The organism is Bradyrhizobium sp. UFLA06-06 (genome assembly GCF_054820065.1).
Map to the genome: position 1 here is coordinate 37,592 of NZ_JADFUD010000059.1, position 12,613 is coordinate 50,204.

Here is a 12,613-nt window from a genome sequence, read left to right on the forward strand (position 1 = left end):
CGGGGCCTCGCGTCACCGACAGAACGTTGCCGACGGAGTCCGACCGCACTGCCGAACTGATCGTTCATTGCAAGACGCGCAATTTCGTTCGGGACCTTGAGCACGACTCATCGGCGAAGGTCGAACTTCGAACGAAAACGTCCTTGATCGAGTTCTTACATTTATCGCGACTGCAAATGCACGGCCTTCGCCAAGGCTCGCGCCGCCTCTGCCGGAGAAGCCTTGTCGGTATCGCCGTCGACCATGAGGTTAGCGGCGCGCATAGCCTCAACGGGAACCGAGCCGACAAGCGGCACGAGTGCCCGCTTCAGCCGTGCATCGGCGGCGCGCTTTGGCGCGACGAGGATCAGCGCATCATAGGAAGGTATCGCATGCTTCGGGTCGGCCAGCACGAGAAGATCAAGCGCCGCGATACGCCCGTCGCTGGAGAACGCGGAGATGACATCGGCCTCGCCGGATTCGAGAGCATGATACATCATCGTTGGATTGAACGAGCGTCGCGTTCCGAACGACAGACCATAGGCATCCTTAAGCGAGCGCCATTCCGGCCGTCCCAGGAACTCGAGGTCATCGCCGATGGTGAGTTGAGGTGCAACACGAGCAAGATCGGCAAGCGACGTGACGTTTAGTGCATGCGCTCTTTCTCGTTTCATCGCGAGAACGTAGGCATTTTCGAAACCAAGCGCGCCAAGTACCGTGACGCCCTGCTCTGCCTTCATCCAGCGGACGATCTCCGCCTGCATCTCCTCGCGTGGTGGCGTGTCGGTGCGGCCGATGACGTTGCGCCAGAGCGTGCCGGAGTAATCGACGTAAGCATCAATGTCATTGTGAGCCAGCGCGCGGAAGGCGATAGCCGAACCGAGCCCATCCTTACGCGTTACGCCGGCTCCCTCGGCCTTCAGTCGGTCACCCATCAGGTCCGCCAGAATGAACTGTTCGGAGAAGCTCTTCGCGCCGATGACATAGGTTGCTGCTTCGTTCGAGAGCAGCGGCGCGAGACCGGCGAGCGTGCCGAGAGCAAGCCCGGCGATACCGAACACCACACGCTTCCTGCTGCGTTCGGACGCCCCTGTCTCGACGAGACCGAGACAGAAGTCGGTGATCAAAGCAAGCCCGGCGGCGGCGATGCAGCCGAACAGCACGAAAATCCAGTTCTCGGTTTGCAACCCCGTAAAAATGTAATTGCCAAGGCTGGTTTGGCCGACGGGCGTGGAAAGCGTGGCTGCTCCAATCGTCCATACAGCTGCAGTCCGCACTCCAGCCATGATGACAGGCGTGGCGAGCGGCGCCTTGACGCGTGTCAGAATCTGCTGGGGCGTCATACCAACGCCCTCTGCCGCTTCGACGACAGCAGGGCTGATGCCATTCAAGCCAACCACACTGTTGCGCAAGATCGGAAGCATGGCATAGAGCGTCAACGCAATCAGCGTCGGCAAGAATCCCAGCGCGGGGATGCCGAAGCCGAACAGCCGTGCCGTCAATGTCGAGAGCGCAAGAAGCAACGGATAGAACAGTGCGAGCAACGCAAGTCCCGGTATGGTCTGGATCAAGCTCGCGATGGCAAGCACCAGCCTGCGTAGCCATGGTCGATCCGCTGCGAGAGCAGCCAGCGGCAGGCTGACGAGCAGTCCAAGCGCCAGCGCCGTGGCGCAAAGGACAATATGTGGCGTGAGATAGGTGGGAAGCAGGCGCCAGGCGTCGAACAAAGCGTCTAATCGGGCACTGGAAAGCAGCTCTGCGCCGGCATCAGGCACGGACAGGTCCGTTCCTGGTCGAAAGCGCGGCGATACGTTCCGCTTGACGTCGCGGCACTTCCATTAAGGCGGTAACGTCCGGATCGTCAGACCCAGAGCCCATCATCAAGGCGTGCGGCGTATCGTCGGCGAGTATGCGGCCGTTCTTCATGACGACGATTCGATCAGCCATCAGCGCGGCCTCCTGGATGTCATGGGTCACCATCAGTGTCGTCATGCCGAACCGGTCGTGCAGCTCGCGGTAGGAAGAACCCAGGCTGTCGCGGGTGACAGGATCGAGCGCGCCCAACGGCTCGTCCATCAGAACAATGCGCGGTCGGGCGGCGATTGCACGCGCGACTCCAATCCGTTGGCGCTGACCTCCGGACAGCATGTGCGGAAAGCGGCTGGCGTAATCCTGCGGCAAGTCCACCATATCCAGCATCTCGGCCACCCGCGCTTCGATCGCCTTCGCCTGCCAACCACGCAACCTGAGTGTTACGCCAATGTTGTCGGCAACGCGCATATGCGGAAACAAACCGATACCCTGAAAGACATAGCCGATGCTCCGCCGCAGCATCGGCGGCTCGGCTTCGCTTACAGGCACTCCGTCGATCCTGACTTCTCCAACGTCAGGATCGACCAGTCGATTGATGGTCTTCAGCAGCGTGGTCTTGCCGGATCCCGAGCCGCCCACGAGCGCAACCAGTGAACCCTGCTGCACGTCGAGCGATACGTTGGAAACAGCAACATTCCGCCCTCCATCGTAGGATTTTGATACAGCATCGATCTTGATATACGGCACGGAAGCAGACGGATTCGAACTCGGCGAAGCTGTCATGAGCAAGGCCTCCCTGTAGACTGCTGAACTGGCGGAAAGTAACCATGCAGGAGTCAGCGCATGATCCACTTGGGTGCACAGGTCCCTGGGTCACACCCACGCCCATCTTGGGAAAGCGAGCCCGTCACGGCTCCAACGCGACCTGCAAGCCGTCGTCGCCCTCAATATGAACGTAACGGGGTCCGATCGGACGCCCCCTGCCGCTGGCAACAGTGACAATGTCTTTCAGGGGAGCGGCGCGCGCATCCGCCTCAGGGCGTGACAACATCAGATCGGCGTGAAACAGCCCTTCCGACTCAAGACCGGTAGCATCGACGCCAAGAGCCGCCAGGCTGGCCAAGCAACTTTCAAACTCTTCGGCATCGCGAAAACGACGTTGGATAAAAGTCGCGCCGGTAAGACGTTCTGTCACGAGGCCACGCTTCTCGAACGTCGCGGCTAGAGAATCGAACGGGAACATTCGCAGCACGAACGAAATGATCCATGGACGCTTCTCTGTCGCATCGAGAATCTTGCTGAACGTCTTCTCGGTGACGTAGCCGATGCACCCCGTCGACATGATGACATCCGCGGATCGGATAAGATCCGCGCTGTCCGCCGAGAGCGCCTCCGTTTCAAGATCAGCGACGATGCCCTGCTCAAGCAGACCGACACCCGTTGCATACCTTATCGCCGGCGCCGATACATCGAGACCGATAAATCGCGCGAGGCCGACATCCGGCCAAGCCGCATAAAAATTGCGATCGAGACGCACCAATGTCTCAGAACCGATCGCCCTCATCTCGCGTCGAGCGTAGCGATGGCGCAAGCCCCCGAAAGTCAGTGGAAACCGATGCACGGCTGCGTTGATTCCGTATGAACAGCCAACATCAAGCACGGTCGGCTTGACGCCGGCTTCCGAAACCTTCGCTGCCAGAATTTGGCGCACAACCGGCTCAGCCACGTCCGGGATCATGTAATCCAAATCTCCCAGGACAGAGAAATATGCCCTGGGATCATCCAGGGCATAAATATCATCGAAGACGGCCTTGGACTGATTGATGCGCGAAAAATGTGTTTGCAACCCGGTCTCCTATTTCAATTTACAAGCCACTCGACGGCTGCTGCGTTCAAGTGCTTGATGCCTTATTGCAGAGATTGACCGGCGCACAAACCCATTGCGCTTTTTTCAACCTCGCTTCGTGGAACTGCGCTGAGCACTGATGTGCACGCGCGTGTAACGCGGCCTCCTTTTCGAGACCATCGCCTGTTGGGGCGGCTTGATGTGCGGTCAGGATGATGTCGAAATTGCCAGTTGCTCTGGCAGAGAAAAGGATCAACTCTAATGCTGCACGAATGAAAGCGTGCGGGCAACCGGCCTCGATAGTCGACAATGCTGGTCAGGCGCGGACGCGGCACGCCCACGTTGCGCGCCCGGTGGCGCCAGTCGCAGCACCGAAGAACATTTCGCAGAAGCATGGAATGCACTCGCACCAGCACAGTTGCCGACAACAGGTTGAGACCGCGCCGAAAGGAAGGCCGCTCAGATGGGAATGATTGGCCCGCGTAGTTGGCCGATGGATCGAACCTGGCCTACGGACAAGGCGCGCTGGAGCAGTTCCTCGGCAACGGCAACTCACGCACGTGGTTTGGGGGCCATGTTAGAAAATGCGCCAAGCCGCCACGCCGAGGATGAATGAAGCTTGAAGCTGATTTGGTGGAACAGCAACTCGCGCATGCGCACAGGGCTATTGACGGTTTGCATCGCTCGCGAGGCCTATGTGCGGAACTTTATCGGTTCCGCTCCCCCGATGAGACTCCGACAGCCCTGAACGGACTGTGCTTCTTGCACGGCATCATCAGCGAGATTGAGCGTTACCAAGGGTCTCGAACACCGTCTGCTGCCACCAATCACCTTCGATTTGATCAAGCACGGCGAGATCTAGCATCGGCCGCAAGGCGCTGTCTTTGGGCAGTACGATCGCATAGCTCTCGCTGCTGAAGCTGATATCGACGACGCGAGCCGAGGCCGAGAAGTCGCTTCGAACCATCCAGGTCAGCAACGGCTTGTCATGAACAAAGGCATCGATTGTCCCACGCCCCAGCGCGGAGAGGCCGCCCTGGATGTCCGGAAACGTTCGAAACGAAAGCCGCTGACGAGCGAGGTAGTCGGTCGTCGCGGAGTTCGCGACCGCGCCGACGCGCACGGAACGCAGGTCGTTGAAGCCGTGAACGGCGCCCTCGAGCCCTCTGCGCGTCAGGGTGGAGGTGATACCGGCGGTGAACACCGCAATCGCGATCACGGAAGCGATCATCCATCCCATTGCGACGATCCTTCCGGGGAGCGTTGTCGGAGCATTCTGAGCGGCCCCGGCTTGCGTCATGGCGATGGTCGACCACCAGAAGCTGGAGCCGAGTCCCTTGGCGCCGCCACCGAAGTGCTCCGTTTTGCGCCGTTCCAGCATCCAGATCAGGAATCCGACCGCCATTGCGAAACCAAGCAGCACCGCGACGGCCTGGAAGAATCCGAAAGAGAGAAGCGCCCGTCCGATCGCGACCCAGGGGTTTTCGTTGACCGGTACCGCAACGCCGAGCCCGGTGTTGTAAAACGGCTGTGTAAAATCGACTTTGCGCGCACGCTCGGCAGTCACTGTAACCGCCGCGACGCCAACGTCGAATCTGCCGTTTGCGACGCCGTCCAGCAGATCCGGCACGCTCTGGGTTTCGACCAGGCGAAAACGCAGGTGTGCCTGATCGGCGATCCTTTTCCAGAGCGCGATGCTGATACCGCTCCAGCTCCCATCCGGCTGCTTGATCGCAAATGGTGGGGCCTCCTTGGTCGCCACGACCAATTCCTTGTCAGGGGACGCGGCGGCTTGGGCGTGAAGGGCACCGCAGCCGAACGCGAGCACCGCCAGCGCCAAGATGCATGACCAGACCGGTCGAATCGACGTCCACTTGCGCTGCGAGATTGGATCTCCCCGCCTGGCGCTGTGGGCAGTCCTCTCACACGACACCTCCCCCCTCAAATAGCGGTCGTGCAGAGCTGCCGGGAAAGCCTCGAATGAACTCATTGCTCACCTTGACGCATAGCTGGATTGCCGACCAGCGCACCGCTACTCCCTTTGGCATTTCGTCACACACCTGTCCGTCAAAACAATGGCGAAGGCGTTCTCGGCCGCCACGGCGGCCGGACACAGCAACGGAGAGAACCGGGCGCTCTGGCAGCGTCGCCTTGAACACCTGCTCCCGAAGACGAAAAGAAAGGCAAGGTGCGCGGGCCACATCCGTCCCTGCCCTATGAGGAGCTGTCGGCACTCCTGGCCCAGCTGACGCCCAAAACGTGCATCAGCGCGCGGATGCTTGAGACCTGCATTTTGACCTGCGCCAGACTCCGTTGTGGCGACGGTGCCCTGCCGCTCCGGATTGAAGTACTGAGAAAGATATCCGCTATGCGGTGAGTTCACGCGCAATGACCAGCCGCTGGATCTCGCTGGTACCCTCGAGGATACGCAGCACTCTGGCCTCGCCTGGGAGGCTCGACACGTCGAATTCCTCGAATGCGCCGTATCCACCGTGCACCTGCAGAGCGATATCTGCAACTTCGCCCGCCATTTCCGTTGCGAAGAGCTTGGCCATCGACGTTTCCAACCGAAATGGCCGATCGGCGTCAGCCAGACACGCAGCGTTCCGGATCATCAGCTCGGCTGCGTGGATCTTCGTCAGTGCGTCCGCGAGCGGAAAGGTCAGCCCTTGGTGCTGGAAGATCGGCGTGCCCCCAACCTGACGACCGGAGCCGTACACCTTCGCAAGATCGATCGCCTTGCGCGCCAGTCCAAGACCCGTTGCCGCGACGAGGATCCGTCCGATACTCAGCGTCGTCAGGATTTGCCTCAAGCCGTCGCCGCGATTTCCGACCATATTCGCTTTGGGAACTCGACAGTCGTCGAGAAAGAGTTCTACGGAGTCAGCGACACGCCAGCCAATTTTGCGGCTCGCTTTTCCGACCCGGAAGCCAGGTGTGCCGACCGGCACCACGAATGTGGACAATCCCTTCGCTCCCAATTCAGGGTCCGTAACGGCCACGAACGTCGTAATGCCGTGGAGCGGAGTGCCAGCATTGGTGGAAAACACCTTGGAGCCACTCAAGACGAAAGAATCACCGTCCTCTACGGCACGCATTTTTACGCTCGCGACGTCCGACCCACCACTCGGCTCCGTGACACCGAATGACGCGATAAAGTCACCGCGACACAGCGGCTCAAGCCATTTGCTCTTTAAGTCATCCGATCCATAGCGAGCGATAACCGTCATGGGAGCGCTATTGCACAGGAAGATGGCGGCAAAGCCGGGCTCTGCGCGAGCGAGCGTCTCGGCCACAATGGCGGCTCCGCGTGTACCGAGCCCTCCACCGCCAAAAGCCGGGTCATACGCCGTGCCCATGAAGCCAAGCGCAAGAAATTCCTTCACGAGTTCGGTTGGAAACTCATGCCTGTCGGCGAAGGGCTTGATCCTGGGTCGCAGTGCGCCTGCGGTAAATTGCTCGAGACTGCCTTTTACCAAAGCTTCGTCTTCATTGAGATCCAAGAGCATTGGACCGCTCCTCTTGTCGGTGAGCCGGATGTAGTTTAGCGATGTCTGAATTTCTCGAGCGTCGCTTGAGCGGACGTCTCCCGGCAGTTCTCGAGAAATAGACGATTTGCTTCGAAATCCATCGTTTCAGCGTCTTCCATGAGGTAGTTCGAGAAGAAGCGCTTCGTCGCGCGAACAGCGGGACGTGGTAGTTGCGCGAGCTTTTCCGCAATCGCAATCGCTCTCGTCAGCGCTTCGCCGTCATCGCAACAGTAGTCGACGATGCCGATGGCGCGCGCATCCTCGGAGTTGAGCGCTTCGAGACAAAAGCAGAGAAGGCGCGCCTTGACGAGCCCGACACGGGCGACCAAGGACCTGATTCCCCATGGGGTCAGCCAACCGTGGGGCACCTCCGGAAGACTAAAGAGCGACGAACGCCCCGCTACGACCACATCGCAAGAGGTCGCCAGCGTCAGTCCTCCTCCAATTGCGAACTTCTCGACAGCCGCGACGACGGGCTTTGCCAAATATCCCAGCAAACGGCCAAGATCGCCGCACTCTTGCTCGAACCGTCCCATTGCTTCGAGCTCGAGTCGGCTGATGAACTTCAAATCGCTTCCGGCGCAAAACCCCGGAGCGGTACCCGCTAGAACGATGGTGCCCACGTCGTCGTTGCGATCGAGCTCCAACAAAGCGGCTTTAACTCCGTCGACAAGAGATCGGTCCATCGAATTCCGCCGGGCCGACCGCTGTAACGTGATGATCGCGACGCCGTTACGTTTCTCGACGCTTACCGTCGTCTCTTCGTTACTCATTCGGCTCCACCTGGCACTGGATGGGTTATGCGCTCAGATACATCTGCTTGACTTCCGTCGTTTCGGACAATTCCTTCGCATTTCCCGAGGTCACGATCCGACCGGATTGCAGCACGTAGGCGCGGTCAGCACAGCCCAGGGCCATCATGGCGTTTTGCTCGGCGAGGAGGATCGTCAGTCCTTCGTGCGCGAGATTTCGCACGATCCGCCCCAGTTCCTCGATAATGATCGGTGCAAGACCGAGGGTCGGCTCATCCAGCAGCATCAGCGTGGGTCGAGACATCAGCCCTCGTCCGATCGCAAGCATCTGCTGCTCTCCGCCCGACATCGAGCCCGCTTTCTGATCCCGTCGCTCGCGGAGCCGCGGAAACATCGAGAATATTCGCTCCAGGTCGGCGCCTGCGTGATCGCGATCGGCTCGGTGATAGGCGCCGATAATCAGGTTTTCCTGGACCGAGAGCTTGGTGAATATCTGGCGCCCCTCCGGCACGAGAATGAGGCCGGCCCTCACACGGTCCACGGTGGCGAATTCCGTGATGTCTTTTCCAGCGAGATGGATCGTGCCGCGATCGGACGTCTTCAACCCCGCTAGTGTTCGCAGCGTCGTCGATTTGCCGGCGGCATTAGGACCGATCAAAGTGACCACTTCGCCCTTCTCCAGCTTGAAGGATACCTCCCTGATAACCTTCTGCTTGCCGTAACTGACGCTGAGGTTCGATACATCAAGCATGCTTTTTGCCCAGGTAGGCCGCGACAACGGATTCGTCGGCGAGAACGTCGGAGGTCTTTCCGGAGGCAATGACCGCGCCGTGGTGGAGCGCGATCGAACGGTCCGCAAGCCGGCCCAGAAAGCCGACCTTGTGGTCGATAATGCACAGCGTGACGCCGTGGGATTTGAGGTCCCTGAGCACCGCGTCGAGATTCGCGATCTCGTCATGACCTAGGCCGGAGGCCGGTTCATCTAGGAGCAGAAGCTCTGGTTCGCAAAGCATACCCATTGCAACGCCGAGCATCTTCTCGCCACCATACGACAGCGCAGCGGCTTGTTCGTTCCTCTGGCTGGAGAGCCGGCAAAGCGCGAGGACTTGGTCGATCTTCTGCTCCAGCAGACGATCCAAACCGACGGGCATGCCTCCGATCAGCGTCCGCAAGCGACCGATTCCCAGCTCGCGCTTGATGTGCAGGTGACATGCGATGCGCATGTGTTCGACGACCGTCAGCTCAGGAAAGAGCTGCGGATTCTGAAAGGTCTTGACCAATCCTTGCTGAGCGACCTCGAACGGCGACAGGGCGCTGATATCGTTCCCCTTCCAAAGAATCACGCCGCTGGTTGGCTTCAGGATCCCGGCGATCAGACTCAGAGTCGTGGTCTTTCCGGAGCCGTTGGGTCCAAATATCCCGATGATTTCCCCGCGCTCGATGCCGAACGCTACGTTGGACACGGCGGTGAGGCCGCCAAAGCGCTTGGTGAGGCTTTTTACGTCAAGCAGCATGTTTTCTGCTCGTAAGTAGGCCGACGATACCCTTCGGCATCACCAGGATCACGAAGATGAGGATGGAGCCGTACAGAGCGATGCGAAGCTCGGCGCTGAGCTCGATCACGTGCGGCAAGGCCGTGAGCACGAGGGCGCCGACAACGGGGCCGATCAGGGAATTGACGCCTCCCAGCAGCACCATCGCGATGATGTCGAGTCCGAGCGAGATCGAGAGGAAATGCGGCTCGACGAACCCCGCGTAGAAGCCGTAGAAGGCGCCAACCAGCCCGGCAAGGCCGCTGCCGATTGCGAAGCCGAGCAACTTGTACTTGAAGACGTCGATGCCCAGCGTTTCGCCCAACTGGTCGTTCAGTCGGATGGCGGCAAGACAACGTCCGATCCAGGACTTCAGGACACGGCTGCACACACCGTATACGACCACCAGCAGAGCCAGCGTCAGGTAGTACCAAGCGACCCCGCCCGCAATCGCAAACGTGCCAGATGGCGTCCAGATCTTCGGCGTATCGACGATCGTAATACCGAGAGAGCCGTTCGTGACGCTGTTCCAGTTCAATGTGATCAAACGAAGCACTTCGGAAAATGCCAGGGTGACGACGGCAAAATAGAACTCTTTGAGCTTAAAGCGGAAGCAGATCGTTCCGACGATAAGAGACAGGATCACGACAATGGCCAGGGCGGGGGCGATCGCCAGCCAGAAGTTCCATCCGAACGTAGTCACCAGGATGGTGACCACGTAGGCGGAAACGCCGAAGGACGCGGCGTGAAACATGGAGAGCTGGCCGGTGAATCCGAAGATCAAATTGAAACTGACTGCCAGCGACGCCGCCATGAAGCCGTAGATCGCAATGGCGAGCACCGAGTCGCTGTGAACGAAGGCCGGAACGGCAAGGGCGAGCAGCAGCCCGACTGAAATTGCGTACTTCACGACCGATCTCCAAACAGGCCGCCCGGACGGACGAGAAGGATCAAGATGAGGAATACGAGACCGTAAGCGTCCCTGAAGGCCGACGAAAAAAACACCGATCCGATGTTCTCGCTGATGCCGAGAATGATACCGCCGCCCAACGCGCCGAGCACGCTGCCGACACCGGCGAGAATGGCGGCCTCGACCGCCTTGAGAACGTAAGCCGATCCGATCGTTGGCTCGATCGAATACATGCTCGCGTACAGACCTCCACCGAGACCCGCCAGCGCCGTCGAATAGACCACGACGATCGTCTGGAGCCTTCCCGTGCGGATGCCCATAAGAGCTGCGGCTTCGGGATTCTGTGCGTAGGCGAATGCCGCGCGCCCCAACCACGTCCGCGTCAAAGCGAGATATGTGCCGAGGATCACAGCCAGGAATACCGCGGCGACCGCGACCTTGATCTTCGGCAGAACGATGCCGGCTACCTTGAGGGCGCCAGGAAGCACGTAGGTCAGATCTTTGGGCGTGGTCGTGAAGGCCGCGAGGACCAGGGCCTCGAAGACCGAAATCATGCCGATCGACACCAGCAGCCCGTTGACCAGGTTGCCGCGAGTGAAGCGAAACAGGGCAAGATCCGAAACGTAACCGAAGATGCTCACGACCACGACGGCACCAATGACGGCCACGGGGTACGGGAAACCCACGACGTCGTAGAGATACCAGGTCGCGTAGGCGCCAAGCATCATGAACGCGCCGAGCGCGAAATTCACCACGCCGGTCAGGCCGAATGTGAGCGTTACGCCCAGCGCTATGATGCCGTAGAGCGTACCCACGATTACGCCATTGAGCAATTGTCCGATGACTAGCTGCGTCATTGATCGAAGGTCCGCGGGAAGCGCATTTCGTGACGCCTTCCCGAGTGGAGAGAGAGCGCTCCGGCTCCGCCGGAGCGCGACGAACGAGCCTTACTCTTTGGTCGGGTCGTAAGGCACTCTCTCGATGGCACCACCTTTGCGCACGTGGACGACATCGAACCCGAAAACGGCCTCTCCGGTCTTGTCGTATTTGATTCTCCACATGCCCTCGTGGGTCATGCCCATCAGGGCAGCACGGATCTTTGTCACGTCGTCGACGGTGCCTGCCTTCTGCATGGCCTCCACGAGCATGTAGACATGGTCGTAACAAGATGAGGAGCAGAGCGGTGCTTGATCGTAGGGAAATTCGCGCTTGAACAGCTTCTGATAGCTTTCGATAAAGGCACGGACCTTCGGCTCGGTCTTCTCGGCACCCTCGAAGTACTTCGGAACGTATGCGATATAGTCTTCGATCGCGTCCTTGTTCTTCAGCGCCGGCCCGATGGAACCACGAACGAGAAAGAAACGATTGCCGAAACCGGATTCGGTCGACTGCCTCACGATATCGTAGAGGACGGCATCCGAATAACCCGGGAAGAGAATGTCCGGCTTGCCGGCCGCGAGCTTAGCGAGCACCGCACTGAAGTCCTTCGTGCCGGGCTCGAACAATTCGACCTGCAGTTCAATTCCGGCATCCTTGAACAGCGCGCTATAAATATCGACGGCGGTCTTGCCGAAGGCGTCGTTCTGGAAAAGCATCGCCACCTTCCTGGTATTGAGCTTCTTCAAATAGTCCACCATCAGCTTGCCGAAACCCGCTGACCCGGCGTCCCAGTTCCAGGTTCGCAGCAGATAGTCATGATCGGGCTTGCCAAGCGCTGCGTGTGCCGACGTCGCGCCGGCGAACAGCAGGAACTTGCCGTTGTTCTGATTGGCTATCGGCTCGATGGCGTTGAAGACGTTGGTCAGAAACGGCCCGAAGACGAAGTGGACTTTTTCTTCCATCATCTTGCGGAACTGTACGGTCGCCTCGCGGGGCTCGCCGCGCGTATCGACCTGCTGCAGTTCGAGCTTGTAAGTCCTGTCGCCGACCTTGAAGCCGCCCTTCGCGTTGATTTCCTCGACCGCAACCTTGGTACCCTGCGCCGACATCCAGCCGTAGGTAGCGGTTGCCCCGGTCAGGGCCTCGATCTGCCCGATCTTGACGACATCTTCGGCCTTGGCCGCCGGTCCGAAAAGCAGTCCGGAAGCGATGCCCCCTGCAATCAGGGCCCCTTTCCAGCAAGACATGAATATCCTCCCTCGGCGTCGTTGCGCTCGTGTTGTACTAGTAATATCTTACAAAAGTTTCGTCAACACATCATTGCGCTTTCCCGGATGATGGCCGCTCAGCCCTGGGAGGGGTCGATTTAGGTG

Annotated in this window: 11 protein-coding genes; all 11 read right to left on the reverse strand. The window is 59.6% G+C overall.

Annotated elements, in window-relative coordinates; genetic code table 11:
• Positions 1-161 precede the first annotated feature (161 nt).
• Positions 162-1,706: an ABC transporter permease/substrate-binding protein gene (locus IF803_RS33770; protein WP_461195102.1), complete on the reverse strand. Its 1,545-nt coding sequence runs from the start codon at positions 1,704-1,706 to the stop codon at positions 162-164.
• Positions 1,707-1,746: 40 nt separating this feature from the next.
• Positions 1,747-2,574 carry an ATP-binding cassette domain-containing protein gene (locus IF803_RS33775; protein WP_461195089.1) on the reverse strand — a complete coding sequence of 276 codons (828 nt, stop codon included), beginning with the start codon at positions 2,572-2,574 and terminating at the stop codon, positions 1,747-1,749.
• Positions 2,575-2,698: 124 nt separating this feature from the next.
• A complete protein-coding gene (locus IF803_RS33780; protein ID WP_461195090.1) occupies positions 2,699-3,637 on the reverse strand; it encodes a class I SAM-dependent methyltransferase in 939 nt (312 codons plus the stop codon).
• Between the two features lie 775 nt (positions 3,638-4,412).
• Positions 4,413-5,477: a transporter substrate-binding domain-containing protein gene (locus IF803_RS33785; protein WP_461195091.1), complete on the reverse strand. Its 1,065-nt coding sequence runs from the start codon at positions 5,475-5,477 to the stop codon at positions 4,413-4,415.
• Positions 5,478-6,003: 526 nt separating this feature from the next.
• Positions 6,004-7,146, reverse strand: coding sequence for an acyl-CoA dehydrogenase family protein (locus IF803_RS33790; RefSeq protein ID WP_304497089.1), 1,143 nt, complete (start codon positions 7,144-7,146; stop codon positions 6,004-6,006).
• 35 nt (positions 7,147-7,181) lie between these two features.
• Entirely contained in the window at positions 7,182-7,940 is a 759-nt protein-coding gene (locus IF803_RS33795; protein WP_461195093.1) for an enoyl-CoA hydratase/isomerase family protein, read from the reverse strand.
• 25 nt (positions 7,941-7,965) lie between these two features.
• Positions 7,966-8,670 (reverse strand): ABC transporter ATP-binding protein, encoded by a 705-nt coding sequence (locus tag IF803_RS33800; protein ID WP_461195095.1) that lies wholly within the window; start codon positions 8,668-8,670, stop codon positions 7,966-7,968.
• On the reverse strand, positions 8,663-9,433 hold the full coding sequence (locus tag IF803_RS33805) for an ABC transporter ATP-binding protein (RefSeq protein WP_461195097.1): 771 nt from the start codon (positions 9,431-9,433) through the stop codon (positions 8,663-8,665). Before IF803_RS33805 ends, IF803_RS33800 begins: the two co-directional genes overlap by 8 nt.
• Complete coding sequence (locus IF803_RS33810; protein WP_461195098.1) at positions 9,423-10,361, reverse strand: branched-chain amino acid ABC transporter permease; 939 nt, start codon at positions 10,359-10,361, stop codon at positions 9,423-9,425. The genes IF803_RS33805 and IF803_RS33810 overlap by 11 nt, the downstream gene beginning before the upstream one ends.
• The gene (locus tag IF803_RS33815) at positions 10,358-11,218 is read right to left on the reverse strand and encodes a branched-chain amino acid ABC transporter permease (protein WP_016844215.1); all 861 of its coding nucleotides are present in this window, start codon (positions 11,216-11,218) and stop codon (positions 10,358-10,360) included. The genes IF803_RS33810 and IF803_RS33815 overlap by 4 nt, the downstream gene beginning before the upstream one ends.
• A 90-nt stretch (positions 11,219-11,308) precedes the next feature.
• Positions 11,309-12,487, reverse strand: coding sequence for an ABC transporter substrate-binding protein (locus IF803_RS33820; RefSeq protein WP_461195099.1), 1,179 nt, complete (start codon positions 12,485-12,487; stop codon positions 11,309-11,311).
• Between the last annotated feature and the right edge of the window lie 126 nt (positions 12,488-12,613).

Bases quoted from the DNA above. Each gene is read 5' to 3' on its own strand.
- IF803_RS33815 (WP_016844215.1), bottom strand. From the start codon at position 11,218: ATGACGCAGCTAGTCATCGGACAATTGCTCAATGGCGTAATCGTGGGT.
- IF803_RS33775 (WP_461195089.1), bottom strand. From the start codon at position 2,574: ATGACAGCTTCGCCGAGTTCGAATCCGTCTGCTTCCGTGCCGTATATC.
- IF803_RS33820 (WP_461195099.1), bottom strand. From the start codon at position 12,487: ATGTCTTGCTGGAAAGGGGCCCTGATTGCAGGGGGCATCGCTTCCGGA.
- IF803_RS33790 (WP_304497089.1), bottom strand. From the start codon at position 7,146: ATGCTCTTGGATCTCAATGAAGACGAAGCTTTGGTAAAAGGCAGTCTC.
- IF803_RS33805 (WP_461195097.1), bottom strand. From the start codon at position 9,433: ATGCTGCTTGACGTAAAAAGCCTCACCAAGCGCTTTGGCGGCCTCACC.
- IF803_RS33795 (WP_461195093.1), bottom strand. From the start codon at position 7,940: ATGAGTAACGAAGAGACGACGGTAAGCGTCGAGAAACGTAACGGCGTC.
- IF803_RS33800 (WP_461195095.1), bottom strand. From the start codon at position 8,670: ATGCTTGATGTATCGAACCTCAGCGTCAGTTACGGCAAGCAGAAGGTT.